The 26,581-nt window shown below is 57.0% G+C and carries 20 protein-coding genes, 3 tRNA genes, 3 rRNA genes and 1 pseudogene; 22 read left to right on the plus strand and 5 right to left on the minus strand.

What is annotated here, in order from left to right; translation table 11 throughout:
* Nucleotides 1–74: 74 nt before the first annotated feature.
* The 9 genes and pseudogenes from AB4N76_RS14880 to rrf all read left to right on the plus strand — a co-directional run bounded on the left by AB4N76_RS14880 (nucleotide 75) and on the right by rrf (nucleotide 8,873).
* Nucleotides 75–1,774 (plus strand): annotated as a pseudogene (locus tag AB4N76_RS14880) (vWA domain-containing protein).
* 1 nt (nucleotide 1,775) lies between these two features.
* Nucleotides 1,776–2,342 carry an RNA polymerase sigma factor gene (locus tag AB4N76_RS14885; protein WP_046033229.1) on the plus strand — a complete coding sequence of 189 codons (567 nt, stop codon included), beginning with the start codon at nucleotides 1,776–1,778 and terminating at the stop codon, nucleotides 2,340–2,342.
* Nucleotides 2,339–2,926 (plus strand): hypothetical protein, encoded by a 588-nt coding sequence (locus AB4N76_RS14890; RefSeq protein WP_046033230.1) that lies wholly within the window; start codon nucleotides 2,339–2,341, stop codon nucleotides 2,924–2,926. Before AB4N76_RS14885 ends, AB4N76_RS14890 begins: the two co-directional genes overlap by 4 nt.
* Nucleotides 2,927–2,946: 20 nt before the next feature.
* Nucleotides 2,947–3,195: a hypothetical protein gene (locus tag AB4N76_RS14895; protein ID WP_046033231.1), complete on the plus strand. Its 249-nt coding sequence runs from the start codon at nucleotides 2,947–2,949 to the stop codon at nucleotides 3,193–3,195.
* Nucleotides 3,196–3,665: 470 nt separating this feature from the next.
* Nucleotides 3,666–5,202, plus strand: a 16S ribosomal RNA gene (locus AB4N76_RS14900).
* 81 nt (nucleotides 5,203–5,283) lie between these two features.
* A tRNA-Ile gene (locus AB4N76_RS14905) sits at nucleotides 5,284–5,360 on the plus strand.
* Nucleotides 5,361–5,390: 30 nt separating this feature from the next.
* Nucleotides 5,391–5,466 (plus strand) — tRNA-Ala (locus tag AB4N76_RS14910).
* Between the two features lie 249 nt (nucleotides 5,467–5,715).
* Nucleotides 5,716–8,606: ribosomal RNA gene (locus tag AB4N76_RS14915) — 23S ribosomal RNA — on the plus strand.
* A gap of 151 nt (nucleotides 8,607–8,757) precedes the next feature.
* A 5S ribosomal RNA gene (gene rrf, locus AB4N76_RS14920) occupies nucleotides 8,758–8,873 on the plus strand.
* The 16S, 23S and 5S rRNA genes sit together here with 2 tRNA genes alongside, the layout of an rRNA operon.
* Before the next feature lie 406 nt (nucleotides 8,874–9,279).
* Here rrf and AB4N76_RS14925 read toward each other — a convergent pair.
* Nucleotides 9,280–9,356: transfer RNA gene (locus AB4N76_RS14925), tRNA-Arg, on the minus strand.
* 347 nt (nucleotides 9,357–9,703) lie between these two features.
* Between AB4N76_RS14925 and gabD the strand changes: the two genes are divergently transcribed.
* The 3 genes from gabD (at nucleotide 9,704) to AB4N76_RS14940 (ending at nucleotide 13,960) form a co-directional block, all read left to right on the plus strand.
* Complete coding sequence (gene gabD / locus AB4N76_RS14930; protein WP_046031364.1) at nucleotides 9,704–11,146, plus strand: NADP-dependent succinate-semialdehyde dehydrogenase; 1,443 nt, start codon at nucleotides 9,704–9,706, stop codon at nucleotides 11,144–11,146.
* A 183-nt stretch (nucleotides 11,147–11,329) separates the two neighbouring features.
* Nucleotides 11,330–12,607: a 4-aminobutyrate--2-oxoglutarate transaminase gene (gene gabT, locus AB4N76_RS14935; protein ID WP_046031363.1), complete on the plus strand. Its 1,278-nt coding sequence runs from the start codon at nucleotides 11,330–11,332 to the stop codon at nucleotides 12,605–12,607.
* A gap of 138 nt (nucleotides 12,608–12,745) precedes the next feature.
* Entirely contained in the window at nucleotides 12,746–13,960 is a 1,215-nt protein-coding gene (locus tag AB4N76_RS14940; protein WP_223523106.1) for a response regulator, read from the plus strand.
* Between the two features lie 32 nt (nucleotides 13,961–13,992).
* On the opposite strand, the gene AB4N76_RS14945 is transcribed toward AB4N76_RS14940, so the two are convergent.
* The gene (locus AB4N76_RS14945; protein ID WP_046031361.1) at nucleotides 13,993–14,982 is read right to left on the minus strand and encodes a GGDEF domain-containing protein; all 990 of its coding nucleotides are present in this window, start codon (nucleotides 14,980–14,982) and stop codon (nucleotides 13,993–13,995) included.
* 148 nt (nucleotides 14,983–15,130) lie between these two features.
* Nucleotides 15,131–16,315 (minus strand): delta-9 fatty acid desaturase DesA, encoded by a 1,185-nt coding sequence (gene desA, locus AB4N76_RS14950; RefSeq protein ID WP_046031360.1) that lies wholly within the window; start codon nucleotides 16,313–16,315, stop codon nucleotides 15,131–15,133.
* Nucleotides 16,316–16,462: 147 nt separating this feature from the next.
* Between desA and dibA the strand changes: the two genes are divergently transcribed.
* From dibA to AB4N76_RS14980, 6 genes are all read left to right on the plus strand, one after another.
* The gene (gene dibA, locus AB4N76_RS14955) at nucleotides 16,463–18,382 is read left to right on the plus strand and encodes a phosphodiesterase DibA (RefSeq protein ID WP_046031359.1); all 1,920 of its coding nucleotides are present in this window, start codon (nucleotides 16,463–16,465) and stop codon (nucleotides 18,380–18,382) included.
* A gap of 276 nt (nucleotides 18,383–18,658) precedes the next feature.
* The gene (gene oscA / locus AB4N76_RS14960) at nucleotides 18,659–18,838 is read left to right on the plus strand and encodes a sulfur starvation response protein OscA (protein ID WP_046031358.1); all 180 of its coding nucleotides are present in this window, start codon (nucleotides 18,659–18,661) and stop codon (nucleotides 18,836–18,838) included.
* 69 nt (nucleotides 18,839–18,907) lie between these two features.
* A complete protein-coding gene (locus AB4N76_RS14965; RefSeq protein WP_077432231.1) occupies nucleotides 18,908–19,921 on the plus strand; it encodes a sulfate ABC transporter substrate-binding protein in 1,014 nt (337 codons plus the stop codon).
* 69 nt (nucleotides 19,922–19,990) lie between these two features.
* On the plus strand, nucleotides 19,991–20,809 hold the full coding sequence (cysT, locus tag AB4N76_RS14970; protein ID WP_033058556.1) for a sulfate ABC transporter permease subunit CysT: 819 nt from the start codon (nucleotides 19,991–19,993) through the stop codon (nucleotides 20,807–20,809).
* A 13-nt stretch (nucleotides 20,810–20,822) separates the two neighbouring features.
* Nucleotides 20,823–21,695: a sulfate ABC transporter permease subunit CysW gene (cysW, locus tag AB4N76_RS14975; RefSeq protein ID WP_046031356.1), complete on the plus strand. Its 873-nt coding sequence runs from the start codon at nucleotides 20,823–20,825 to the stop codon at nucleotides 21,693–21,695.
* 3 nt (nucleotides 21,696–21,698) lie between these two features.
* On the plus strand, nucleotides 21,699–22,688 hold the full coding sequence (locus AB4N76_RS14980; protein ID WP_046031355.1) for a sulfate/molybdate ABC transporter ATP-binding protein: 990 nt from the start codon (nucleotides 21,699–21,701) through the stop codon (nucleotides 22,686–22,688).
* Between the two features lie 104 nt (nucleotides 22,689–22,792).
* Here AB4N76_RS14980 and AB4N76_RS14985 read toward each other — a convergent pair whose 3' ends face one another.
* Nucleotides 22,793–23,311, minus strand: a complete 519-nt coding sequence (locus AB4N76_RS14985; protein ID WP_046031354.1) for an Mpo1 family 2-hydroxy fatty acid dioxygenase — start codon at nucleotides 23,309–23,311, stop codon at nucleotides 22,793–22,795.
* 81 nt (nucleotides 23,312–23,392) lie between these two features.
* Here AB4N76_RS14985 and AB4N76_RS14990 point away from each other — a divergent pair, with 81 nt between their 5' ends.
* The 4 genes from AB4N76_RS14990 to AB4N76_RS15005 all read left to right on the plus strand — a co-directional run bounded on the left by AB4N76_RS14990 (nucleotide 23,393) and on the right by AB4N76_RS15005 (nucleotide 25,539).
* Entirely contained in the window at nucleotides 23,393–24,079 is a 687-nt protein-coding gene (locus AB4N76_RS14990) for a Crp/Fnr family transcriptional regulator (RefSeq protein ID WP_046031353.1), read from the plus strand.
* A 70-nt stretch (nucleotides 24,080–24,149) separates the two neighbouring features.
* Nucleotides 24,150–24,515, plus strand: coding sequence for a response regulator (locus AB4N76_RS14995; RefSeq protein WP_460163199.1), 366 nt, complete (start codon nucleotides 24,150–24,152; stop codon nucleotides 24,513–24,515).
* Between the two features lie 111 nt (nucleotides 24,516–24,626).
* A complete protein-coding gene (locus tag AB4N76_RS15000) occupies nucleotides 24,627–24,875 on the plus strand; it encodes a helix-turn-helix domain-containing protein (RefSeq protein ID WP_046031351.1) in 249 nt (82 codons plus the stop codon).
* Nucleotides 24,868–25,539, plus strand: a complete 672-nt coding sequence (locus AB4N76_RS15005) for a HipA N-terminal domain-containing protein (protein WP_460163200.1) — start codon at nucleotides 24,868–24,870, stop codon at nucleotides 25,537–25,539. The genes AB4N76_RS15000 and AB4N76_RS15005 overlap by 8 nt, the downstream gene beginning before the upstream one ends.
* On the opposite strand, the gene AB4N76_RS15010 is transcribed toward AB4N76_RS15005, so the two are convergent.
* Nucleotides 25,540–26,544, minus strand: a complete 1,005-nt coding sequence (locus AB4N76_RS15010; protein WP_046031349.1) for an AraC family transcriptional regulator — start codon at nucleotides 26,542–26,544, stop codon at nucleotides 25,540–25,542.
* Between the last annotated feature and the right edge of the window lie 37 nt (nucleotides 26,545–26,581).

The following is a 26,581-nucleotide window of genomic DNA, read 5'->3' on the forward strand; positions in this document are numbered from 1 at the left end:
CGGTTTAACCCGAACCTGAAAGGGGGCTCGTCTCAGAGGATGAATGGATCAAATTCTTCCTGAGGTCAGCCCCCATGTCCCTCCCTCTGCTTTACCTTCGCCCGGCAGCCCTGGGATTCGCCAGCGGATTGCTATTGGCTGTTGCCGGTTGCGGCGTTTCCTCCACACCTGATTCCGCGCACGTGTCGCCACCGGCTCAAAGCGAGGTAAAGCTTGAAGAGTTGGTGCGCAGCGAGGTGGGCATGGCGGATGCGTCAATGGCCAAGCGCAGCGTTCGCCCGGCGCCGGTTGCGAGTTTTGCACCTGAGTCGTTCCCGCCCGGGTATCGGGATGAACAGCGAGAGCAATACCAGGCGCTGGCGGACAACCCCATCCACAGCGTGACCGAGGCACCGGTCTCGACTTTCAGTGCTGATGTGGATACCGGCGCTTACGCCAACGTCCGGCGTTTGTTGAATCAGGGGCGATTGCCCCCCGAAGGCGCGGTACGGCTGGAGGAAATGGTCAATTATTTTCCCTATGACTACGCCCAACCCACTGATGGCTCACCGTTTGGGGTGACCACTGAGCTGGCGCCGTCGCCATGGAACCCGCATACCCGACTGCTGCGAATCGGTATCAAGGCGTCGGACCGCGCGGTGGCGGAACTGGCCCCGGCGAACCTGGTGTTTCTGGTGGACGTCTCCGGTTCAATGGACCGTCGTGAAGGATTGCCGCTGGTCAAAAGCACCCTGAAATTGCTGGTCGATCAATTACGCGAGCAGGACCGGGTTTCATTGGTGGTCTATGCCGGTGATTCGCGCGTGGTGCTGGAGCCGACTTCCGGACGCGAAAAGGCGAAAATTCGTACAGCTATCGATCAATTGACCGCCGGCGGCTCGACCGCTGGAGCGTCGGGCATCGAGTTGGCCTATCAAATGGCACAACAAGCGTTTATCCCCAAAGGAATCAACCGCATCCTGCTGGCCACCGACGGTGACTTCAATGTCGGCATCAGCGACTTCGACAGCCTCAAACAAATGGCGGTGGATAAACGCAAGTCCGGCGTCTCTCTGACGACCTTGGGTTTTGGGTGGATAACTACAATGAACACCTGATGGAACAACTGGCCGACGCCGGCGATGGTAACTACGCCTACATCGACAACTTGCGTGAAGCGCGCAAGGTGTTGGTCGATCAGCTGGGCTCGACCCTTGCGGTCGTGGCGAAGAACGTCAAGCTGCAAGTGGAATTCAATCCGGCGCAGGTGAGCGAATATCGGTTGTTGGGGTATGAAAATCGGGCGTTGAAGCGTGAGGACTTCAGCAACGACAAAGTCGATGCAGGCGAAATCGGTGCAGGACACACGGTAACGGCGCTGTATGAAATCGTACCCAAAGGCGAGAAAGGCTGGCTGGAGCCGCTGCGTTATGGCCAGCCTGAGTCAGTTGTTTCGGCGAATACCGTAGAACTGGCGATGTTACGAGTGCGGTATCAGCTACCGGAGGGTGGGAATAGTCGTTTGATCGAGCGGCCTATCATTAACAGTCAAACGGCCAAAGCCAGCGATGACCTGAGATTTGCGGCGGCCGTGGCGGCATTTTCCCAGCAACTCAAGGATGGACGGTACACCGGTGATTTCAGTTTGAAGGACACGCAAGCGCTGGCTCGCGGTGCGCGGGGTGAGGACCCATTCGGACTGCGTGCAGAGTTCGTGCAATTGGTGGAGCTGGCGCAAAGCCTGCGTACCACTACGGCATTGAACAGCGAGCCACTTAAAGGAGGCTACAACTGACATGTCAGCGCCGGAACCGAGCGATGAAGCGCTGCTGGCCCGATATCGCAGAGGCGAAGGGCCGGCGTTCGAGATTTTATACGCCCGTCATCGGCAGGGACTTTACCGGTTCCTGCTCGGCCTCAGCGGTAAAACCGAATTGGCCGAAGAGGTTTATCAGGAAACCTGGCTGAGCCTGATACGCAGCACCAGTCAGCCACAAGGTCGGGCGAATTTTCGTACGTGGCTTTATCAGATCGCCCGCAACCGACTGATCGATCACTGGCGCAAACACGGTATCCACCATCCGTTGCACGACAGCTATGACGAACAGGCACACGCCTTAATTGATGAGGCGACCGATCCGGAGCTTCTGTTGAGCCTGAGCCGCGACAGCCAGCGTCTTGAAACGGCCCTGCAAAATCTGCCTGCTGACCAGCGTGAGGTCTTCCTGCTGCGTACACATGGCGATCTCGACCTGCCGCAGATCGCCACACTCACCGCAACACCGCTGGAAACGGTCAAAAGCCGTTTGCGCTACGCCCAGCAAAAACTGCGTCGGCTGCTGGCCGAGGAGGTACTGACATGACTGACGCCCGTACTACACCGGAAGACGAAGTGGTGAAGCACTACCGTGAACATGCGGCGGGTGAACCGTCGGCTCATCTGGATTCATTGATCCTTGGCGTGGCCCACAGGGAAACCCCGATGCCGAAGCCAAGCGTCTGGCAACGTTGGGTTCAGGTTTGCCAGAAGCCTCGCTGGCAGGTGGCGTTTGCCAGCCTGGTGGGTGTCGCCTTGATGGTGGCATTGGTGCAACGTACGCCGGAGCAAGCGCCGAACTATGACTTCGCCCCTGCGCCCAAAATGTCCGCGCCGGTTGCCAAAAAAGAGGCGGCGCCCGCTGCTCGCGCGTTGGCGGCCCCTGCGCCGATGGCGGATATTGCTGTGCCCGCGCAGAGCGAATCGATCAACGCCGGAATGGCTGAGGAATCAAAAGTCAGCAAACGTACTGCGGTGCCACCGAATCAGCTGGATGAACAATTGCGCGAGGTGATTCGCCTGCAGGATGCCGGCCAGCCCCAGGCGGCAGATGCTTTGTTAAAGGCATTGCATCTTCGCTTCCCAACCGAAAACCTCGTCGGGCGACTCGGAGATTTACGCAAAAACTGAGTTGCCAGGTGGTCAGCCATTTGGCATCAAGGCCCGAAAGCGCGCAATATCGGGCCATAGCCGATGCGTTGGAGGAAGCCGTGGCGAAAAAAATCGATCGCATCGCCCAAATGCTCAACTGCCCCGTAAAGGGGGAGGAACTAAGGCGGGCAATTACTGAGAGCCGTAAGGACTTTCTCCTTAACCATCCAGAAGAAGAGGAGGTTGATGAGGAAGACTTTGAGGATGATGAGGAGTGGGACGACGATCTTGACTGGACGACCGAGTAGGGATCGCCAGTCGAAAGCGGGTTGGGAGGGCTGCCGTTTCAAGTGATGCAGCCTTGCTGAAGCAGGGCTGGAAAGGTCCTTAATGTACAAACGTTTGAAGTAGTGAAGAAAGTTTCAAAAGAGGCTTGACGCAATATTGAATCACTGTAGAATTCGCCTCCCGCTACCGAGTGATCGGAAGCGCAAGTGGTTGAAGTTGTTAAAGATTTCCAAGCGAAACTTTGAAAACTTCTGAAAATAACCGCTTGACAGCAACAGAGGCTGCTGTAGAATGCGCGCCTCGGTTGAGACGAAAGATCTTAACCAACCGCTCTTTAACAACTGAATCAAGCAATTCGTGTGGGTGCTTGTGGAGTCAGACTGATAGTCAACAAGATTATCAGCATCACAAGTTACTCCGCGAGAAATCAAAGATGTAACCAACGATTGCTGAGCCAAGTTTAGGGTTTCTTAAAAACCCAAAGATGTTTGAACTGAAGAGTTTGATCATGGCTCAGATTGAACGCTGGCGGCAGGCCTAACACATGCAAGTCGAGCGGTAGAGAGAAGCTTGCTTCTCTTGAGAGCGGCGGACGGGTGAGTAATGCCTAGGAATCTGCCTGGTAGTGGGGGATAACGTTCGGAAACGGACGCTAATACCGCATACGTCCTACGGGAGAAAGCAGGGGACCTTCGGGCCTTGCGCTATCAGATGAGCCTAGGTCGGATTAGCTAGTTGGTGAGGTAATGGCTCACCAAGGCGACGATCCGTAACTGGTCTGAGAGGATGATCAGTCACACTGGAACTGAGACACGGTCCAGACTCCTACGGGAGGCAGCAGTGGGGAATATTGGACAATGGGCGAAAGCCTGATCCAGCCATGCCGCGTGTGTGAAGAAGGTCTTCGGATTGTAAAGCACTTTAAGTTGGGAGGAAGGGTTGTAACCTAATACGTTGCAATTTTGACGTTACCGACAGAATAAGCACCGGCTAACTCTGTGCCAGCAGCCGCGGTAATACAGAGGGTGCAAGCGTTAATCGGAATTACTGGGCGTAAAGCGCGCGTAGGTGGTTCGTTAAGTTGGATGTGAAATCCCCGGGCTCAACCTGGGAACTGCATTCAAAACTGTCGAGCTAGAGTATGGTAGAGGGTGGTGGAATTTCCTGTGTAGCGGTGAAATGCGTAGATATAGGAAGGAACACCAGTGGCGAAGGCGACCACCTGGACTGATACTGACACTGAGGTGCGAAAGCGTGGGGAGCAAACAGGATTAGATACCCTGGTAGTCCACGCCGTAAACGATGTCAACTAGCCGTTGGGAGCCTTGAGCTCTTAGTGGCGCAGCTAACGCATTAAGTTGACCGCCTGGGGAGTACGGCCGCAAGGTTAAAACTCAAATGAATTGACGGGGGCCCGCACAAGCGGTGGAGCATGTGGTTTAATTCGAAGCAACGCGAAGAACCTTACCAGGCCTTGACATCCAATGAACTTTCCAGAGATGGATCGGTGCCTTCGGGAACATTGAGACAGGTGCTGCATGGCTGTCGTCAGCTCGTGTCGTGAGATGTTGGGTTAAGTCCCGTAACGAGCGCAACCCTTGTCCTTAGTTACCAGCACGTTATGGTGGGCACTCTAAGGAGACTGCCGGTGACAAACCGGAGGAAGGTGGGGATGACGTCAAGTCATCATGGCCCTTACGGCCTGGGCTACACACGTGCTACAATGGTCGGTACAGAGGGTTGCCAAGCCGCGAGGTGGAGCTAATCCCAGAAAACCGATCGTAGTCCGGATCGCAGTCTGCAACTCGACTGCGTGAAGTCGGAATCGCTAGTAATCGCGAATCAGAATGTCGCGGTGAATACGTTCCCGGGCCTTGTACACACCGCCCGTCACACCATGGGAGTGGGTTGCACCAGAAGTAGCTAGTCTAACCTTCGGGAGGACGGTTACCACGGTGTGATTCATGACTGGGGTGAAGTCGTAACAAGGTAGCCGTAGGGGAACCTGCGGCTGGATCACCTCCTTAATCGACGACATCAGCTGCTCCATAAGTTCCCACACGAATTGCTTGATTCATTGAAGAAGACGAAAGAAGCAGCCCGAAATTGGGTCTGTAGCTCAGTTGGTTAGAGCGCACCCCTGATAAGGGTGAGGTCGGCAGTTCGAATCTGCCCAGACCCACCAATTTTGTGTGGGAAACGCCTGTAGAAATACGGGGCCATAGCTCAGCTGGGAGAGCGCCTGCCTTGCACGCAGGAGGTCAACGGTTCGATCCCGTTTGGCTCCACCACTACTGCTTCTGAAGTTTGAAAGCTTAGAAATGAGCATTCCATCGTTGAGATGGTGAATGTTGATTTCTAGTCTTTGACTAGTTCGTTCTTTAAAAATTTGGGTATGTGATAGAAAGATAGACTGAACGTTACTTTCACTGGTAACGGATCAGGCTAAGGTAAAATTTGTGAGTTGCTCTTAATTGAGTATTATCGAATTTTCGGCGAATGTCGTCTTCACAGTATAACCAGATTGCTTGGGGTTATATGGTCAAGTGAAGAAGCGCATACGGTGGATGCCTTGGCAGTCAGAGGCGATGAAAGACGTGGTAGCCTGCGAAAAGCTTCGGGGAGTCGGCAAACAGACTTTGATCCGGAGATGTCTGAATGGGGGAACCCAGCCATCATAAGATGGTTATCTTGTACTGAATACATAGGTGCAAGAGGCGAACCAGGGGAACTGAAACATCTAAGTACCCTGAGGAAAAGAAATCAACCGAGATTCCCTTAGTAGTGGCGAGCGAACGGGGACTAGCCCTTAAGTGGCTTTGAGATTAGCGGAACGCTCTGGAAAGTGCGGCCATAGTGGGTGATAGCCCTGTACGCGAAAATCTCTTGGTCATGAAATCGAGTAGGACGGAGCACGAGAAACTTTGTCTGAATATGGGGGGACCATCCTCCAAGGCTAAATACTACTGACTGACCGATAGTGAACTAGTACCGTGAGGGAAAGGCGAAAAGAACCCCGGAGAGGGGAGTGAAATAGATCCTGAAACCGTATGCGTACAAGCAGTGGGAGCCTACTTGTTAGGTGACTGCGTACCTTTTGTATAATGGGTCAGCGACTTATTTTCAGTGGCGAGCTTAACCGAATAGGGGAGGCGTAGCGAAAGCGAGTCTTAATAGGGCGTCTAGTCGCTGGGAATAGACCCGAAACCGGGCGATCTATCCATGGGCAGGTTGAAGGTTGGGTAACACTAACTGGAGGACCGAACCGACTACCGTTGAAAAGTTAGCGGATGACCTGTGGATCGGAGTGAAAGGCTAATCAAGCTCGGAGATAGCTGGTTCTCCTCGAAAGCTATTTAGGTAGCGCCTCATGTATCACTGTAGGGGGTAGAGCACTGTTTCGGCTAGGGGGTCATCCCGACTTACCAAACCGATGCAAACTCCGAATACCTACAAGTGCCGAGCATGGGAGACACACGGCGGGTGCTAACGTCCGTCGTGAAAAGGGAAACAACCCAGACCGTCAGCTAAGGTCCCAAAGTTATGGTTAAGTGGGAAACGATGTGGGAAGGCTTAGACAGCTAGGAGGTTGGCTTAGAAGCAGCCACCCTTTAAAGAAAGCGTAATAGCTCACTAGTCGAGTCGGCCTGCGCGGAAGATGTAACGGGGCTCAAACCATACACCGAAGCTACGGGTATCACTTAGGTGATGCGGTAGAGGAGCGTTCTGTAAGCCTGTGAAGGTGAGTTGAGAAGCTTGCTGGAGGTATCAGAAGTGCGAATGCTGACATGAGTAACGACAATGGGTGTGAAAAACACCCACGCCGAAAGACCAAGGTTTCCTGCGCAACGTTAATCGACGCAGGGTTAGTCGGTCCCTAAGGCGAGGCTGAAAAGCGTAGTCGATGGAAAACAGGTTAATATTCCTGTACTTCTGGTTATTGCGATGGAGGGACGGAGAAGGCTAGGCCAGCTTGGCGTTGGTTGTCCAAGTTTAAGGTGGTAGGCTGGAATCTTAGGTAAATCCGGGATTCTAAGGCCGAGAGCTGATGACGAGTGTACTTTTAGTACACGAAGTGGTTGATGCCATGCTTCCAAGAAAAGCTTCTAAGCTTCAGGTAACCAGGAACCGTACCCCAAACCGACACAGGTGGTTGGGTAGAGAATACCAAGGCGCTTGAGAGAACTCGGGTGAAGGAACTAGGCAAAATGGCACCGTAACTTCGGGAGAAGGTGCGCCGGTGAGGGTGAAGCATTTACTGCGTAAGCCCATGCCGGTCGAAGATACCAGGCCGCTGCGACTGTTTATTAAAAACACAGCACTCTGCAAACACGAAAGTGGACGTATAGGGTGTGACGCCTGCCCGGTGCCGGAAGGTTAATTGATGGGGTTAGCTAACGCGAAGCTCTTGATCGAAGCCCCGGTAAACGGCGGCCGTAACTATAACGGTCCTAAGGTAGCGAAATTCCTTGTCGGGTAAGTTCCGACCTGCACGAATGGCGTAACGATGGCGGCGCTGTCTCCACCCGAGACTCAGTGAAATTGAAATCGCTGTGAAGATGCAGTGTATCCGCGGCTAGACGGAAAGACCCCGTGAACCTTTACTATAGCTTTGCACTGGACTTTGAATTTGCTTGTGTAGGATAGGTGGGAGGCTTTGAAGCGTGGACGCCAGTTCGCGTGGAGCCAACCTTGAAATACCACCCTGGCAACTTTGAGGTTCTAACTCAGGTCCGTTATCCGGATCGAGGACAGTGTATGGTGGGTAGTTTGACTGGGGCGGTCTCCTCCTAAAGAGTAACGGAGGAGTACGAAGGTGCGCTCAGACCGGTCGGAAATCGGTCGTAGAGTATAAAGGCAAAAGCGCGCTTGACTGCGAGACAGACACGTCGAGCAGGTACGAAAGTAGGTCTTAGTGATCCGGTGGTTCTGTATGGAAGGGCCATCGCTCAACGGATAAAAGGTACTCCGGGGATAACAGGCTGATACCGCCCAAGAGTTCATATCGACGGCGGTGTTTGGCACCTCGATGTCGGCTCATCACATCCTGGGGCTGAAGCCGGTCCCAAGGGTATGGCTGTTCGCCATTTAAAGTGGTACGCGAGCTGGGTTTAGAACGTCGTGAGACAGTTCGGTCCCTATCTGCCGTGGACGTTTGAGATTTGAGAGGGGCTGCTCCTAGTACGAGAGGACCGGAGTGGACGAACCTCTGGTGTTCCGGTTGTCACGCCAGTGGCATTGCCGGGTAGCTATGTTCGGAATAGATAACCGCTGAAAGCATCTAAGCGGGAAACTAGCCTCAAGATGAGATCTCACTGGGACCTTGAGTCCCCTGAAGGGCCGTCGAAGACTACGACGTTGATAGGTTGGGTGTGTAAGCGCTGTGAGGCGTTGAGCTAACCAATACTAATTGCCCGTGAGGCTTGACCATATAACACCCAAGCAATTTGCGTCGAAAGGCCAGATTGCGGTGTGTGAAGACGCAACGAACCGAAAGTTCGAGATACTCACAAAACACCAAACTATCGCATACCCAATTTGCTGAAGCGCGGCCGACTGGCCACGATTCGGTACCCGAATTTCTTGACGACCATAGAGCATTGGAACCACCTGATCCCATCCCGAACTCAGCAGTGAAACGATGCATCGCCGATGGTAGTGTGGGGTTTCCCCATGTGAGAGTAGGTCATCGTCAAGATTAAATTCCGAAACCCCAATTGCGAAAGCAGTTGGGGTTTTGTTTTGTCTGCAGAAAAGTTCGTACCCAGGTGATCTGCTTCAAGCATGAAGACTCAGGCCTCATGCTCGATCAAGGCTTTACGAATAGCTTGCGCTAGTCCAAAACGCCGCTTGAGCGCGCCTTAGCGTGCCGTGTTATTGGGCGACGAACGAAGAGCCTGATTCGCCGAAGACCTGGCCATAACGCTTCTGGGGAGCTTACAGGCCGCCCGGTAGGCCTGGCAGGCTGATTTGCCTGTGCTTCAGGGCATGATCACATGCCTCAGGCATGCGCCGCCCAAGATGCCCAGGGATTAGGAATAGCAGACCATCACCCACAAAAAAGCCCCAGACCCTAAGGACTGAGGCTTTCTCGTTTCAACGTATGGTGCACCAGGCGGGATTCGAACCCACGACCCCTGCCTTCGGAGGGCAGTACTCTATCCAGCTGAGCTACTGGTGCAAGCGGGCGCCATGATACTCATATGTGTAGCGGGCGTCCATGCTGCTGAATCGCTTGCGGTTTTTGAAAGCGTAACGTGCGTTTGCTACGTTGATCCGAAAAATAACGCAAATGCGGCGTTTTCGTTCTTTTTTTCGAACAGGCTATTGTCCTTTACCCCCTTTGATCCTAGGATTCGTTTGAGATTTCAAACGCTCTTGTCTGGGTGCTGAACCGCACGATATCCATCGGTGCGCTATTTATGTGCTTCAGCCCAGTGAATGATTTCCCTGACGGCAGCCTAAGGGCGCCTTTCTACAATCATAATTTGCTCCGCGCCTGCCGCGGTGCTGTTAAGGAAAGCCGACATGCAGCTTAAAGACACCCAGTTGTTCCGCCAGCAAGCCTTTATCGATGGCGCTTGGGTCGACGCAGACAGTGGTCAGACGATCAAAGTGAACAACCCGGCAACGGGCGAAATTCTGGGCACTGTGCCGAAAATGGGTGCTGCCGAGACCCGTCGTGCAATCGAAGCCGCTGATAAAGCGCTGCCGGCCTGGCGTGCTCTGACCGCCAAGGACCGCGCGAACAAGCTGCGCCGCTGGTTCGAGCTGATTATCGAAAACCAGGACGACCTGGCTCGCCTGATGACCCTCGAGCAGGGCAAGCCATTGGCCGAAGCCAAGGGCGAAATCGTTTACGCTGCTTCCTTTATCGAGTGGTTCGCTGAAGAAGCCAAGCGCATCTACGGTGACGTGATTCCTGGCCACCAGCCAGACAAGCGCCTGATCGTGATCAAGCAGCCAATCGGCGTGACCGCTGCCATCACCCCGTGGAACTTCCCGGCCGCGATGATCACCCGTAAAGCCGGCCCAGCACTGGCTGCCGGTTGCACCATGGTGCTCAAGCCTGCTTCGCAAACCCCGTTCTCCGCATTCGCTCTGGCTGAACTGGCTCAGCGTGCCGGCATTCCAGCCGGTGTGTTCAGCGTTGTTTCCGGCAGCGCCGGCGACATCGGTAGCGAGCTGACCAGCAACCCGATCGTACGCAAACTGTCCTTCACCGGCTCGACCGAAATCGGTCGTCAGCTGATGGCTGAATGCGCCAAGGACATCAAGAAAGTGTCCCTGGAACTGGGCGGCAACGCGCCGTTCATCGTGTTTGACGACGCGGACCTGGATAAGGCCGTCGAAGGCGCGATCATTTCCAAATACCGCAACAACGGCCAGACCTGCGTCTGCGCCAACCGTCTGTACATCCAGGACTCGGTCTACGACGCATTCGCCGAGAAGCTGAAAGTGGCCGTGGCCAAACTCAAGATCGGCAACGGTCTGGAAGACGGCACCACCACTGGCCCGCTGATCGATGAAAAAGCCGTGGCCAAGGTACAAGAGCACATTGCTGACGCAATCAGCAAAGGCGCAACCGTTTTGGCGGGTGGCAAGGTCATGGAAGGCAACTTCTTCGAGCCGACCATCCTGACCAACGTGCCGAAAAACGCTGCAGTGGCCAAAGAAGAAACCTTCGGTCCATTGGCACCGCTGTTCCGCTTCAAAGACGAAGCCGAAGTGATCGCGATGTCCAACGACACCGAGTTCGGTCTGGCTTCGTACTTCTATGCTCGCGACCTGGGCCGTGTGTTCCGTGTGGCTGAAGCCCTGGAATACGGCATGGTCGGCGTCAACACCGGGTTGATCTCCAACGAAGTCGCGCCGTTCGGTGGCATCAAGGCCTCGGGCCTGGGCCGTGAAGGCTCCAAGTACGGCATCGAAGATTACCTGGAAATCAAATACCTCTGCCTGGGCATCTAAGCCCGGCAAGGCATTGCTTCAAGCACAAAGGGCACGAGAGCGCTGACCCTTTGTGCGTTTCAAATCGCATTATTCTCGGTGGCCGGGAACGTAGTGACAGTCGATCATCGCATGCTGTTGCCGTTGCTCCCCGCCACTTAATCCTTGAACCACGCCGCCCGATGAGCGGTGAATGAGGACTGTATGAGCAAGACTAACGCTTCTTTGATGGCCCGCCGTACCGCTGCTGTTCCACGTGGTGTAGGCCAGATTCACCCGATCTTCGCCGAGTCCGCGAAGAACGCTACCGTGACCGACGTCGAAGGTCGTGAGTTCATCGACTTCGCCGGCGGTATCGCTGTGTTGAACACCGGTCACGTGCACCCGAAAATCATCGCCGCCGTAACCGAGCAGCTGAACAAGCTGACCCACACTTGCTTCCAGGTTCTGGCCTACGAGCCGTACGTAGAAGTGTGCGAAAAAATCAACGCCAAGGTTCCAGGTGATTTCGACAAGAAAACCCTGCTGGTGACCACGGGTTCCGAAGCCGTAGAAAACGCCGTGAAAATCGCCCGTGCCGCCACTGGCCGTGCCGGCGTGATCGCCTTCACCGGCGCTTACCACGGTCGCACCATGATGACCCTGGGCCTGACCGGTAAAGTCGTGCCTTACTCCGCCGGCATGGGCCTGATGCCAGGCGGCGTGTTCCGCGCCCTGTACCCGAACGAACTGCACGGTGTGAGCATCGACGATTCGATCGCCAGCATCGAACGCATTTTCAAGAACGATGCTGAACCGCGTGACATCGCTGCAATCATCATCGAGCCAGTGCAGGGCGAAGGTGGTTTCTACGTTGCGCCTAAAGAATTCATGAAGCGTCTGCGTGCCCTGTGCGACCAGCACGGCATCCTGCTGATCGCTGACGAAGTACAGACTGGCGCTGGCCGTACCGGCACCTTCTTCGCCATGGAACAGATGGGCGTTGCTGCCGACCTGACCACGTTCGCCAAATCCATCGCAGGCGGCTTCCCGCTGGCGGGTGTATGCGGCAAGGCCGAATACATGGACGCCATCGCTCCAGGCGGCCTGGGTGGCACCTACGCCGGTAGCCCGATCGCTTGCGCTGCGGCCCTGGCCGTGATGGAAGTGTTCGAAGAAGAACACCTGCTGGACCGCTGCAAGGCTGTCGGCGAGCGTCTGGTCACTGGCTTGAAAGCCATCCAGGCCAAGTACCCGGTTATCGGTGAAGTCCGCGCCCTGGGTGCAATGATCGCTGTTGAGCTGTTTGAAAACGGCGACAGCCACAAGCCAAATGCTGCTGCGGTAGCGTCGGTTGTGGCCAAGGCTCGCGACAAGGGCCTGATCCTGCTGTCCTGCGGCACCTACGGCAACGTTCTGCGCGTCCTGGTACCGCTGACTTCGCCGGACGAGCAACTGGACAAAGGTCTGGCGATCATCGAAGAGTGCTTCTCCGAGCTGTAATCACCTTGTGTGACCTGATCGACAAAAAACCCGCTTAGGCGGGTTTTTTTACGCCTCTTGAAACACATTGAGTGCATTTGTTATGTATCGGGCCGTCAGTGTTGACTAAGGTTCATGCATTGCGAGGGAGCGTATTGCATGAGTGCCGTTGATTTGCCCGCCGTACCGAGAGTGTTGATTGCCGAGGCTGACCCTTGGTCTCGCGATTTGCTCAAACAGGTGTTGCTGAATGTGCGCTGCGACGCGCGGCTGGACCTGTGCGCCGATGGTCAGCAGGCGTTGGAACTGCTGGCGGACGTGCCGTATGACCTGGTCATCGTCGACTGGGAGTTACCCGGCGTCGATGGCCTGAATGTGTTGCGCAATGTGCGCCAGCGCAAGCGCAATCCATTGCTGCCCTTCATTCTGATGAGCAGCCGCAATGACAGCGCGAGTGTGCATGAAGCCTTGCCCCTGGCGCCCACCGCTTACTTGACCAAACCCCTGGACATGGAAAACCTGACCCACCGCCTGGAGGAGTTGCTGCTGAATGTCGGTGAGGAAGTGTCCTGCGCGATACCGGTGCTGGCACAAGGCATGACGTTGTCGGTGTACCTGGAGCGTCGTCGGGAGCTGGCGGATGGCGCACCGTTGATGACTGACGTACAAGTGGCGGTCAAGCGCAGCCTCACCCCCCAGCGACTGGACCTGACCCGACTCGAAGCTGAAATCCGTACCGACCCTCAGATCACCGCGGTATTGATCGCCGCCGCCAATAGCGCAGGCCATCATCTGGGGGCAGCGGTTCAAACCCTGTCTCAAGCGTTGCACCGATTGGGGACGGGGCAAAGCATGAACCTCATTCTGGGGCTGACCCTCAAGCGCAGTGCCCGACTGAGCGATCCGTTCCTGGCGGATTATGCCGAGCGCTATTGGGAGCTGTCGCTGCATACCGCCGAATACGCCCGGACGCTGGCGCGCTTGCTGGATCTGGATCAAGAGCGTTGTTATTGCGCAGGTTTGTTGCATCGACTTGGCGACCTGGCATTGCTCAAGTGTTTGCAGGAATGGAAGCAGGCCGGGGGTGAGTTGGATGAGTGGGAAGAGGTGGGTGATGCGCTCGCCGAGTTCGGTGCAGCCTACGGTTCGGCACTGCGCACTCGCTGGCGGCTGCCGCTGGAGTTGCGAGAACTGATTGCGGCGGTCTATCAGCTCGGTGGCGGGGTTTACTCTCGCGAAGCGCTAGTGATGAACATGGCGGCGCAATTGGCGCGTCTGACGGAGCACGAGGGCATTGAGGCGCTAGCCAGGAGCCGCACGGCGCGGTTGCTCAAGATTGGCTTGCCGGAGCTGATGCGTTTGCGCAAAAAGTAAGTCATACACTAAGGGGGTTGGTGATTGGCCTGCTAGCTGGAAACAATCCGGTTTTTGCCTTGTCGCTTGGCCTCATACATCGCCGCATCCGCCCGTGAGAACAGGCTGTCGAGGCTTTCGTCGGCTTCGGTGAGGCTGGTCAAGCCCTGGCTGACGGTGATGCCGAACGTCTGGTCGTCATGACTGAAGCTCAATTGTTGAATCTGCCGTTGCAGACGTTCGGCCACTTGCATGGCCGTGTCGGGCGCGCAGCCGGGGAACACCGCCGCGAATTCTTCGCCACCAATTCGCCCGAACACATCCCCACGGCGCAATGCCCCGCGCCCGCTTTCGGCGATCTGTTGCAGCACCGTGTCACCTTTCGGATGACCGTATGTGTCGTTGACCACTTTGAAATCATCGATGTCCAGCAACAGGAACGCCAGCGGCGTCCCTTGCTTGCGTGCGAGTGCAAACTCTCGTTGCGCGCATTCGAAGAAGTGCCGGCGGTTACTGCTTTGCGTCAGCACGTCGGTGGTGGCCAAACGTTGCAGCTCGGCGTCCATCCGCTTTTTTTCGGTGATGTCTTCGGCAATGCCCACGATGATGACCGGTTGCCCGGGTTCGGCCTGGCGGTTGATAAAGCATTTGTCGCTGAGCCAGCGAACCTGTCCGTCAGCATCGATGATGCGGTATTCGCGATCTTCAACGGCGCCTTTGACCAGTACTTCGGCCAGGCTTTGCTGCGCATAATCCAGATCGTCGGGGTAAATGCTGTCGCGCCATTCGTTACAGTCGGACAACAATTTCCCGGCGCTGCGGCCGAAAATCCGCTCATAGGCCGGGCTGACATAGAGCACCTGACGGGTTTCCCAATTGAATGCCCAGAGCACCGCATTGACGCTCACCAGCAGCGAGCTGAACAGCTGTTCGCGCTCGCTCAGTCGCGCCACTTCGCTTTGGGCATGCATCAGCGCCATCAGGGTTTGAGCCGTGTCTGGCGATTGCGCAAAGGATGAGTCGTGCGGGTTTTTATGGACCATCGAGACAAATCTCAAAGTACTGCGCCGCTCCAGGTTCGAAAGCGGCTACAGCGAAGCTCGCCGGGGGGCGAAGTGTCTTTGAGATAGGGGATTTAGAGCTAAGTTCCGAAGGGTGCGCCCGCGAGCGGGGGCGCACCGATCAACGGCATCAGGCAGCGGAAGGGCGCAGGGAATAGGTTTTCAACTGGTCGGCAAAGTCGCGCAGCGATTGAATGCCGCTGGCCTCGGCTTCATGCACCCAGTCCTTGATGGCAGCGAGCATGTCATGACCATTTGAGCTGGTCTTGACCCAGATCTGCTGCAAGGCCAGGCGTTTCTCGTAAATTACCTTCAGCGCCTGGCTGTGCTCGAGCATGGTCTGGATGCGAACGTGGTGTTTTTCGTCCAGCAAGCTGGTTTCCCGCGAAAGCAGGCGCTTGGCGCGGTGGAATTGATGGCGGACCGAGTGATCAACCTTTTCCAGCTCTTGCTTGACCAGTGGCGCGATAACCAATTTGCGGTACTGGGCCATGATCTGGAAGCGGTTATTGAGGATCGCCATGGCGGTGTCCATGTCCAGGTTGCCTTTACCTTCAACCCGGTGGGCGATCGGTGCAACACGCTGGACTTTGGCCAGACGAAAGAAACTGAAGACCTGGATCCAGGCCCAACCAAGGTCGAACTCCCACTTCTTCACTGACAATTTTGCCGAGTTAGGGTAGGTGTGATGATTGTTATGCAGTTCTTCGCCGCCGATCAGGATGCCCCAAGGCACCAGGTTGGTCGCCGCATCGCGGCATTCGAAGTTGCGGTAGCCGATGGCATGACCAAGGCCGTTGACCACACCGGCGGCCCACACCGGGATCCACATCATCTGGATGGCCCAGATGGTGATGCCGATGGTGCCGAACAGCAGCAAGTCGATGACGCCCATGATCGCCACACCCAACAGCGGATAACGGCTGTAGAGGTTGCGTTCGATCCAGTCCTCGGGGCAGTTCTTGCCGTAGATGCGCAGGGTCTCGGGGTTTTCCGCTTCGGCGCGGTACAGCTCGGCACCTTTGCGCAGAACGGTGGAAAGCCCCTTGATGACCGGGCTGTGCGGGTCATCGACGGTTTCGCATTTGGCGTGGTGCTTGCGGTGGATGGCCGTCCACTCGCGGGTGTTCTGTGCAGTGGTCAGCCACAACCAGAAGCGGAAGAAATGTTTCAGGCCGGCATTGAGCTCAAGCGAGCGATGGGCTGAATAACGATGCAAATAGACCGTAACGCCAACAATCGTGACGTGGGTCATCAACAGAGTGACTGCGACCAGAGACCAAGGCGACAAGCCGAGAAAACCTTCGTACCACATAGGCTATAGGGCCCTCGATAAAGAAAAAAACAGCCGTTGCATTATCACTAAGCCCACGGATAAAACCAGTCGCCCTTTCAGATAAGAGTGGCTGGATGTGTCTTCAACCTATAATTCCAACCCTACTGTAGGGACATGGACGGCCCAATGTCTGCCACCTATCGCGATGCCCTGCGTACAGCGCTGCTTTATCTGTTGATTTCAGTCGCCTGGATGGCGTTCAGCGGCTATTTATTGAACAGTTTCTTCGATAGCTCTGCCGAGTTATTGCGGTGGCAACTGATCAACGGCTATGTCTGGGTGGTGCTCAGCGCGGGTTTGATCTTCGTTGCCCGGGCCCGGCTGTTCCAGTGTCTGGGGGTCGGCGCCAAACTGCGCGAGCGGCATGCCGACCGGGAGCGCTTGCGCCAGGCGACCGCCGTGTTCGACTGCACGCGTGAGGGTGTTCTGGTCACCGATAGAAACGGGCGGATTGTCCATGTGAACCGGGCCTTCATGGCAATCACCGGTTATCAGCAGGATGAAGTGCTGGGCCAACAACCCAGTCTGTTCAAATCCGGCCATCATCCACCGTCGTTTTATCAGTCGATGTTTGCAGCCCTCCACTGCACTGGCGAGTGGAGCGGGGAAATTTGGAACCGCCGCAAAAGCGGTGAAATCTACCCGCAATGGCAAACCATCCGCATCATTCATGACGATCAGGGGCGGCACAGCCATTACGTGGCGGTGTTTTCCGATATCAGTGCGATCAAAAACTCCGAGCATGAGCTCAAGCACCTGGCTCACCACGATCCGCTGACCGATTTGCCCAATCGGCTGTTGTTCACCGACCGTGTCGAACAGGCACTGGCGTCGGCGCAAATCCACAAACGGAGTTGCGCGTTGCTGATGATCGACCTCGATCACTTCAAGATGATCAACGACAGTCTCGGGCACACCGTGGGTGATCAGTTGCTGAAAGCCGTGGCCGAGCACTTGAAAGCCCTGTTCGGCCCGGGAATCACGCTGGCGCGCCTGGGCGGTGACGAGTTCGCGGTGCTCGCCGAAAACTGTCCGCAAGTGGCGCAGGCGGCGACGCTGGCTCAGCGGGTTATCGATGGTCTGCGCGAGCCCTTCTATATCGACGGGCATCGACTTTTTATCAACGCCAGTGTCGGTATCAGTCAATTTCCCAGTGATGCCTTGGGTGCCGAGCAAATGTTGCGCAACGCCGACTCCGCGTTGTTCAAGGCCAAGAGTGCCGGGCGCGATGGCTACGCGCTTTACACCGAAGAATTGACGGCCCATGCCCAGCAGCGCGTGGAAATAGCGTTTGAATTGCGGCGCGCCCTGCAGCAGCAGGAGTTGCGCGTCCATTACCAACCCGTGCATGACCTCAAGACCAGCCGTCTGATAGGGGTGGAAGCGTTGGTGCGTTGGGAACATCCGCAGCGCGGGCTGGTGTCGCCGGCAGAATTTATCCCCGTCGCCGAGCGTATCGGGCTGATTGCCGAGATCGATGCCTGGGTCTTGAGGCAAGCCTGTGAGCAAATGTGCCAGTGGCAAGCGGCGGGTGTGGCGTTGTCGTTTGTCGCGGTGAATGTTTCATCGCGACTGTTTGCCCGGCGTGAGCTGTATCAGCAGGTGGCTCGGGTGCTTGATGCGACGGGCCTTGACCCGAAGTATCTGGAACTGGAAGTCACTGAAAGCGCAGTGATGGATGATCCGGAGGAGGCGCTGGAGCAGATGCATCGCCTGCGTGAGTTGGGTGTGCGGTTGGCCATCGACGATTTCGGCACTGGCTATTCGTCGCTGCTGCGCCTCAAGCGATTGCCAGTGCAGAAGCTCAAGATCGACCAGGGATTTGTTGCAGGTTTGCCCTGGGATGAGGATGACGTGGCCATTGTGCGGGTGATCATTGCCTTGGCGCAGAGCATGGGAATGCAGGTGCATGCCGAGGGGATCGAGCAGCTTGAGCAGGCCGGTTTCCTGCTGGAGCATGACTGCGATCTGGGGCAAGGCTACTGGTTTGGGCGCCCGGTGCCGGCTGAGCAACTGGATTGGATGTGTGCGCCGGTTATTCGATAAGCCCGCGATCGTTCCTACGCTCTGCGTGGGAATGCCGCCCGGGACGCTCCGCGTTGCCGCAAAACCATGACGCAGAGCGTCATCGAATGCATTCCTGCGCAGAGCATGGAAACGATCAACACGCCGTAACCCCCCGTCCCGCCAAATAATATTTTCTGGTTATATAAACATTCTTAAATAGTCTTTTTAAGAATAACCGCGCCTCTCTACTATTGGTCTCACGCCGCAAGCAGTGCCGCCACTGCCAGGCAACCTCTCAGTTGAAGGAGCAGCACCATGAGCGCATCCCTACGTAGTGTTGATGGCCAAGACGAAGCAACCATTTTGCGTGAGATCCAGAGCGCGTTGCGCGATCTGCGCTTTGGGGCGGTGGAGATCACCGTGCACAACGCCCAAGTCGTCCAGATCGAACGCAAAGAGAAATTCCGTTTGCAGAACCCGAGCAAGCCGAGCTGAGAAATCGGCGACCCGCTTCCAGCACTCCATAAAAAAGCCAACACAATCAGAATTCCAGGAGCTTTCACCATGTCGTCGATTCGTCATTTTGCTTTGGCCGCCCTGGCCAGTGCCCTTTTTGCGGGTTCCGCGGTCGCCAAGGATTACGAACTGCTGAACGTGTCGTACGACCCGACGCGTGAGCTGTACCAGGACTACAACGCCGAGTTCATCAAGTTCTGGCAGCAGGATCACGCCGGCGACAATGTGAAGATCCAGCAATCCCACGGTGGTTCGGGCAAACAGGGGCGCGCTGTCATTGACGGTCTGCGCGCTGACGTCGTGACCCTGGCCCTGGCCGGTGACATCGACGAAATTGCCAAACTCGGCAAGACCCTGCCGGCCGACTGGCAGAAGCGTCTGCCGGAAGCGAGCACGCCGTACACCTCGACCATTGTGTTCCTGGTGCGCAAGGGCAACCCGAAGGGCATCAAGGACTGGGGCGACCTGGTCAAGAATGACGTATCGGTCATCACCCCGAACCCGAAAACCTCCGGCGGTGCACGCTGGAACTTCCTCGCGGCGTGGGCTTATGGCCTGAAAGCCAATGGCGGTGACGAAGGTAAAGCCAAAGATTACATCCAGACCCTGTTCAAGCACGTTCCGGTGCTGGATACCGGTGCTCGTGGCTCGACCATCACCTTCGTCAACAACGGTCAGGGCGACGTGTTGCTGGCCTGGGAAAATGAAGCGTTCCTGGCCCTGAAGGAAGACGGTGGTGCCGACAAGTTCGAGATCGTCGTGCCTTCGCTGTCGATCCTCGCCGAGCCGCCAGTGGCCGTGGTCGACAAGAACGCCGAGAAAAAGGGTAACGAGCAGATCGCCGAGGCGTACCTCAAGCATCTGTACAGCCCGGCAGGCCAGGAAATCGCGGCGAAAAACTTCTATCGTCCTCGTGACAAAGACGTGGCCGCCAAATACGCCAAGCAGTTCCCGACCCTGGAGCTGGTATCCATCGACAAAGACTTCGGCGGCTGGAAAACCGCACAACCGAAGTTCTTCAACGATGGTGGCGTGTTCGACCAGATTTACCAGGCGCAGTAGTCTTAAATAGCCATCAACGAGCCCCGATTTAACCGTTGGGGCTTTGCGCGTTCTCAACCAAGGACTTTTATGTCGCGTCGTATCTCCCCCGTCATACCCGGCTTCGGGCTGACGCTGGGTTACACCTTGGTGTACCTCAGCCTGATTGTGCTCATTCCACTGGCGGCGATGTTCGTCCACGCCGCTCAACTCACCTGGGATCAGTTCTGGGCAATTATCTCTGCACCACGGGTGCTGGCGGCGTTGAAGCTGAGCTTCGGCACCGCGCTCTATGCGGCGATCATCAACGGCATCATCGGCACGCTGCTCGCCTGGGTACTGGTGCGCTATACCTTTCCCGGTCGCAAAGTCATCGACGCAATGATCGACTTGCCCTTCGCTTTGCCGACTGCGGTGGCCGGTATCGCACTGACTGCGTTGTACACCCCCACCGGTTTGGTGGGTCAGTTTGCGGCGGATCTGGGTTTCAAGATCGCGTACACCCCCCTCGGCATCACCCTTGCCCTTACTTTTGTGACACTTCCATTCGTAGTACGTACCGTACAGCCAGTATTGGCCGATATTCCCCGTGAAGTGGAGGAAGCGGCGGCGTGTCTCGGTGCAAAACCGTTGCAGGTTTTCCGCCATATCCTGGTGCCCGCGTTGTTGCCTGCGTGGCTGACCGGCTTCGCTTTGGCCTTTGCCCGCGGGGTCGGCGAGTACGGCTCGGTGATTTTCATCGCCGGCAACATGCCGATGAAGACCGAGATCCTGCCGCTGCTGATCATGGTCAAACTCGACCAGTACGATTACACCGGCGCCACGTCCATTGGTGTACTGATGCTGGTGGTTTCTTTCGTCCTGTTGCTGCTGATCAACCTGCTGCAACGTCGCATCGAAACCCCATAAGGAGGCGCGAACCATGTCCCAATCATCCATTGCTGCCGCCTCTTCGGCCAACGCTGCGCGCCGTGGCAGTGCCACCTCGCGAAGAATCCTGATCGGTCTTGGCTGGCTGATTTTTGCGCTGTTTCTGCTGTTACCGCTGTTCATCGTGGTGTCCCAGGGCCTGAAGCTTGGCCTCGGTGCGTTCTTCACCGCGATTTTTGAACCGGACGCGCTGTCGGCGCTGAAACTCACGGTGATCGCCGTGTTGATTTCCGTGCCGCTGAACCTGGTGTTCGGTGTCAGCGCCGCATGGTGCGTGAGCAAGTACTCGTTCCGCGGCAAGAGCATGCTGGTGACGCTTATCGACCTGCCGTTCTCGGTATCGCCGGTGATTGCCGGCCTGGTCTACGTGCTGATGTTCGGCGCCCAGGGCCTGTTCGGGCCGTGGCTGCAGGATCACGATATCCAGATCGTCTTCGCCTTGCCGGGCATCGTGCTGGCGACGATTTTCGTCACCGTGCCGTTCGTGGCGCGTGAGCTGATCCCGCTGATGCAGGAACAGGGCACGCAAGAGGAAGAGGCCGCGCGCCTGCTGGGCGCCAATGGCTGGCAGATGTTCTGGCACGTCACCGTTCCCAATATCAAATGGGGCCTGATCTACGGCGTGGTGCTGTGTACCGCGCGGGCGATGGGTGAGTTCGGTGCGGTGTCGGTGGTTTCCGGGCACATTCGCGGGGTGACCAACACCTTGCCGTTGCACGTCGAGATCCTCTACAACGAATACAACCACGTGGCCGCGTTCGCCGTGGCGAGCCTGTTGCTGATCCTGGCGCTCTTCATCCTGCTGCTCAAGCAGTGGAGCGAAAACCGTATTAACCGCCTGCGCGCCAGCGCCGCGGAGGAATAATTCATGTCGATCGAAGTGCGTAACGTCAGCAAGAATTTCAACGCGTTCAAGGCGCTGGACAACATCAGCCTGGACATTCAGAGCGGCGAACTCGTAGCGCTGCTCGGCCCGTCCGGCTGCGGCAAGACCACGTTGCTGCGGATCATCGCCGGGCTGGAAACCCCGGATCAGGGCAACATCGTGTTCCACGGTGAAGACGTGTCCGGCCATGACGTGCGTGATCGCAACGTCGGTTTTGTGTTCCAGCACTACGCCTTGTTCCGCCACATGACGGTGTTCGACAACGTCGCATTCGGCTTGCGCATGAAGCCGAAAAACCAGCGCCCGAGCGAAAGCCAGATCGCGGTGAAAGTCCACGAATTGCTGAACATGGTGCAACTGGATTGGCTGTCGGATCGTTATCCGGAACAGCTCTCCGGTGGCCAGCGCCAACGCATCGCCCTGGCCCGCGCCCTGGCGGTGGAACCGAAAGTCCTGCTGCTCGACGAACCGTTCGGTGCTCTCGACGCCAAGGTCCGCAAAGAGCTGCGCCGCTGGCTCGCGCGTCTGCACGAAGACATCAACCTGACCTCCGTTTTCGTGACCCACGACCAGGAAGAAGCGATGGAAGTGGCCGACCGCATCGTAGTGATGAACAAAGGGGTGATCGAGCAGATCGGCTCACCGGGCGACGTCTACGAAAACCCGGCCAGCGATTTCGTCTATCACTTCCTCGGCGACTCGAACCGGCTGCATCTGGGGGAGGACCATCACGTGCTGTTCCGTCCTCACGAGGTGTCGCTGTCACGTCATGAGCTGGAAGATCACCACGCGGCTGAAGTGCGCGACATTCGTCCGTTGGGCGCGACGACTCGGGTGACGTTGAAGGTCGAAGGCCAGGTCGAACTGATTGAAGCTGAAGTGGTGAAAGACCATGACAGCCTGACCGGGTTGGCGAAGGGCGAGACGCTGTTCTTCAAGCCCAAGGTCTGGCAAAAACTCGCCAACCTCTAAAGCAAAAGCATCGTCGGAGCGCCGCCCGGAGCAAGCTCGCTCCCACAGGAGTTCTATGTACGCCATAGATCCAATGTGGGAGCGAGCTTGCTCGCGATGGCGCCTTAGGCCGCAGCGCGATTCGGATTGATTCGTACACCCCCGGCCCGCGCCTCGATCTGCTCTTTGAGGTCATGCCGCAGCCCCAGTAAAAACGCCAGTTCCGCCACCACAAACAACGGCCCGACAATCAACCCGGTCACGTCGTCGACAAACGCCGGTTTACGCCCTTCATAGTGATGGCCGACAAACTGAATCGCCCAGCCGATCACAAACATGCCGATGCCGCTCACCAGCCAGACCAGCGTGCTTTGCTGCGCCAGCGTTTGCCCCGCCCAAACGGACAGTGCCAGCAACACAGTCATCAACACCCCGAGGCGCAACTCCAGGCGCAGGTAAAACCACGCCGACGCCAGCGATACCAGCACCGCGGGTGAAAGCCAGCCACCGGCCCATTGCGGCCGCGACAGCAGCACTGCGACTGCCACCACGATCAGCGGAATACCGATAAAGTGGCTGGCAATGTTGCGCGGGTCTCGGTGGTAGGCGGCGTATTGACTGAGGTGGTCGACGAGGCTTTTCATTATTGTTCTCCTGTAAGGTGATCGATCATGCCCCGGGGCCATTTTTCGCTCTGTCAGCCAGGCGACAGTCTAGGAGTTTTCATGGATATGCAGGACTGGCGTTCAACCCTCATGACGGGGCAGTGGTTCAGTCATCTACCCGTTTCTTTCCAGCATAGTCTGCTGGCGGTTGCCCGGGCGCGACGGCTGGGAGCGGGGCAACTGCTGTTCAAGCGTGGCGATCCGCCGTGCGGGCTGTACGCGGTCCTCGAAGGATCGGTGCGCATTGGCGCGGTGAGCGAGCAGGGCAAGGAGGCCTTGCTGAGCCTGGTGGAACCACCGCATTGGTTCGGCGAAATTTGCCTGTTCGACGGCCAGCCGCGCACTCACGATGCGTTCGGCGTGGGCCAGTGCGTGTTGCTGCACATCCCGCAAGCGGTACTGTTGAAGTTGCTCGATGAGCAACCGCAGTATTGGCGGCAACTGGCGTTGCTGATGAGCCAAAAACTGCGCATGACCTTCATCAACCTCGAACAATTGAGCCTGATGCCGGCACCGGCACGGCTGGCGCATCGCTTGCTGATGATCGCTGCCGGTTACGGCGAAATCACCCCGCCTCGCCGAGTGCTGCAACTGCCACAGGAGCAATTGGCGTCGATGTTGTCGCTGTCGCGCCAAACGACCAATCAGATTCTCAAGGAGTTGCAGGGGCAGGGGATTCTGGATCTGAGGTACGGCGAAATCGAGATTCTGGACGCTGAGCGGCTGCGGGCGCTGGCGATTGTTTGAAACCCGACGTTATCGGTGGGCTTTGTCTGCGAAGGCGCCTAGCCTGTGATGACGATTATCGAGGTGTGCCATGCGTGTACTGTTAGTGGAAGACGAACCCGAAACCGCCGCACTTCTGGCCAAAGGCCTGAGTGAGGCGAGTTATTCGGTTGATGTGGCGCTCAAAGGAATGGACGGCCGGCGCTTTATCGAGTCTGGTGAGTACGAACTGATCATCCTCGACGTGATGCTGCCGGGACTCAACGGTTGGCAGTTGCTGCAACAGATCCGCAAGCTCGGCGAGACGCCCGTGTTGCTCCTCACCACAAAGGACGGCATCGAGGATCGTCTGCGCGGCCTGGAGTTGCATGAGGATGATTACTTGCTCAAGCCGTTCGCCATGAGTGAGCTGGTAGCGCGCGTGCGCAAGTTGTTGCGGCGCGATCGCGGGCGCTGATGGTTGTCGGTTGGTTAAAATTTGAGCTGAGCTTTGTGCCTGAACTGCACTAAATACAATGCATAAACACAAGTTAGTAGTTTTTGCACTGTATGGAATGCAGGTTGGCGTATGAAAAATCTTGGTGATCTAATCCGTTCGCTACGCAAAGAGCGAAAGCTCTCCCAGCAGGCGCTGGCAGAGCAGTACGGCATGAGCCGTTCTACGATCTCGGGCATAGAGAACAATACCGTCTCTGAAATTGGTTTGCGCAAGGTCGAAGCGATCCTCAACGGCTTAGGTTATGAACTGACCGCCGTGCCGCTGCAGTCGAAGCGCCCCACGCTCGACAGTCTCAAGAAGGTGAACTTCCATGGATGAACCGCAGGAAAGGGACAGGCTGCAAATCAATGTCAGCGATACCGCAGTCGGAAACCTCGGCCGAGGCCAGGTTCGCAGCGACACTGTGTTTGCTTATGCGATAGAGACGCAGGAAGAAAACGCCGTCTCGTTGACGATGCCGGTTCGCCTCGAAAGTTACTCGTGGGAGCGAGGCGTGCCGCCGCTTTTTGAAATGAATTTGCCTGAAGGCGCTTTGCGCGACGAGTTGACTCGTCGTTTCAGTAAGGCAGTTCGAGGATTTGACGATTTTTCTCTGCTGTCAATTGTCGGTCCCCACCCGCTTGGGCGAGTAGGCATTACACCGGAGCAGAATGCGCCCGACCGGCCTCCCGAAACCAGTCTTGCAGACCTGTTGATTCACGATGGCACGCAAGGTTTGTTCGACGACCTCATGGATACCTATGGCCAATATTCCGGTGTTTCCGGCGTGCAGCCCAAAATGCTGATGCGCTTTGGCCGCTCGGCCTGCAACTTGACCGAAGGGCGCTGCAACGAACTGCTGCAACTAGTCGTCCATGGGATGGATTTGGCGATGATCGAGATGCGCAACCACACCAAGGCAAACAGCGCATTTGCCGAGGTTGGCGCCGGGATGTTGGACCAGTGGGAAGCAGGCGTTGCGCGCAGTCTGGTCAAAGGCTGATCAGCGCAACCCATCCCGAAACTGCCCCGGCGTCATTCCAGTCCAACGCTTGAACGCGCGGCTGAAACTGCTGGTATCGGCAAAGCCCAACAGGTAACTGACTTCACTCAACGAACACTGCGGGTCGCGCAGGTGCAACAGCGCCAGGTTTTCGCGACTTTCATTGAGCAGCGTATCGAACCGGCAACCTTCGTCCGCCAGGTGCCGTTGCAGGCTGCGCAAGCTCAGGTGCAGGGCCTTGGCGATGTGTTCGGCGCTGGGTTCGCCTTCCGGTAGTTGTTCTTCAATGGCATCGCGCACCTTGCGCTCCCAGGTCAGCGGCTTTAGCTGCGCCAGCGTTCGCTTGAGCACGGTTTCGTTGTGCTCGGCCAGCTCCGGGTTGGCGTCGTCCAGGTGACTGTCGAAGTCGACGAGGGCAAATTCCAGTCGGTCTTCATCGGCGCCGAAGTACACCGGCGAACGGAACACCTTGTGCCATTGATGTGAATCTGCCGGTTCCGGGCGGCGCAGGTACACCGCCAGTGGGGCGTAATCGCGGCCCAGACGATTGCGGCAGGTGCGCACATAAATCGCCGCGAAAGCGTCGATGGCTTCGAATGCGGGTGCGGGGTTGCCGGGCGGAATTTTCAGGCGAAAACGGTAGCAATCTTCGGCACGGGTCAGCTCCAGTTCCAGGGCATCGCTGACCACTTGGTGATAGCGCACGATGCGTTCGAACACCTCGCGCAAACTGCCGCTGGCCACCAGCGCATAACCGAGCGCATGAAACGTGGTGGGGCTGACGAAGCGCGACACGCGCAGGCCAATCGCCGGATCGCCACTGACCTGCACCGCGATTTCCCACAGGCGTGTGGTGCTGGACAACGGGTAACGAGCGTTCGGGTCGTCCATCAATTGCGGGTCGAGCCCCGCCTGGTGGCACAGGGCGGTGCTGTCGAGGCCCAGGGCATCGAGCTGCTTGCGCAGGGCGCGGGTCCAGCTGGCAAGGGAGGTCGGTTCAGTCATGCTGATTGGCGCTTCCGGTCAACAGGTTGGCGTTCAC

The organism is Pseudomonas sp. S2_F03 (genome assembly GCF_054668335.1).

Coding starts and splice junctions, on each gene's coding strand:
- AB4N76_RS15005 (WP_460163200.1), top strand. CDS start 24,868: ATGGATGAACCGCAGGAAAGGGACAGGCTGCAAATCAATGTCAGCGAT.
- AB4N76_RS14890 (WP_046033230.1), top strand. CDS start 2,339: ATGACTGACGCCCGTACTACACCGGAAGACGAAGTGGTGAAGCACTAC.
- AB4N76_RS15000 (WP_046031351.1), top strand. CDS start 24,627: ATGAAAAATCTTGGTGATCTAATCCGTTCGCTACGCAAAGAGCGAAAG.
- AB4N76_RS14980 (WP_046031355.1), top strand. CDS start 21,699: ATGTCGATCGAAGTGCGTAACGTCAGCAAGAATTTCAACGCGTTCAAG.
- AB4N76_RS14885 (WP_046033229.1), top strand. CDS start 1,776: ATGTCAGCGCCGGAACCGAGCGATGAAGCGCTGCTGGCCCGATATCGC.
- cysW (WP_046031356.1), top strand. CDS start 20,823: ATGTCCCAATCATCCATTGCTGCCGCCTCTTCGGCCAACGCTGCGCGC.
- AB4N76_RS14945 (WP_046031361.1), bottom strand. CDS start 14,982: ATGGTCCATAAAAACCCGCACGACTCATCCTTTGCGCAATCGCCAGAC.
- gabT (WP_046031363.1), top strand. CDS start 11,330: ATGAGCAAGACTAACGCTTCTTTGATGGCCCGCCGTACCGCTGCTGTT.
- gabD (WP_046031364.1), top strand. CDS start 9,704: ATGCAGCTTAAAGACACCCAGTTGTTCCGCCAGCAAGCCTTTATCGAT.
- AB4N76_RS14990 (WP_046031353.1), top strand. CDS start 23,393: ATGGATATGCAGGACTGGCGTTCAACCCTCATGACGGGGCAGTGGTTC.
- cysT (WP_033058556.1), top strand. CDS start 19,991: ATGTCGCGTCGTATCTCCCCCGTCATACCCGGCTTCGGGCTGACGCTG.
- dibA (WP_046031359.1), top strand. CDS start 16,463: ATGTCTGCCACCTATCGCGATGCCCTGCGTACAGCGCTGCTTTATCTG.
- AB4N76_RS14995 (WP_460163199.1), top strand. CDS start 24,150: ATGCGTGTACTGTTAGTGGAAGACGAACCCGAAACCGCCGCACTTCTG.
- AB4N76_RS14940 (WP_223523106.1), top strand. CDS start 12,746: ATGAGTGCCGTTGATTTGCCCGCCGTACCGAGAGTGTTGATTGCCGAG.
- AB4N76_RS15010 (WP_046031349.1), bottom strand. CDS start 26,544: ATGACTGAACCGACCTCCCTTGCCAGCTGGACCCGCGCCCTGCGCAAG.
- AB4N76_RS14985 (WP_046031354.1), bottom strand. CDS start 23,311: ATGAAAAGCCTCGTCGACCACCTCAGTCAATACGCCGCCTACCACCGA.
- oscA (WP_046031358.1), top strand. CDS start 18,659: ATGAGCGCATCCCTACGTAGTGTTGATGGCCAAGACGAAGCAACCATT.
- desA (WP_046031360.1), bottom strand. CDS start 16,315: ATGTGGTACGAAGGTTTTCTCGGCTTGTCGCCTTGGTCTCTGGTCGCA.
- AB4N76_RS14965 (WP_077432231.1), top strand. CDS start 18,908: ATGTCGTCGATTCGTCATTTTGCTTTGGCCGCCCTGGCCAGTGCCCTT.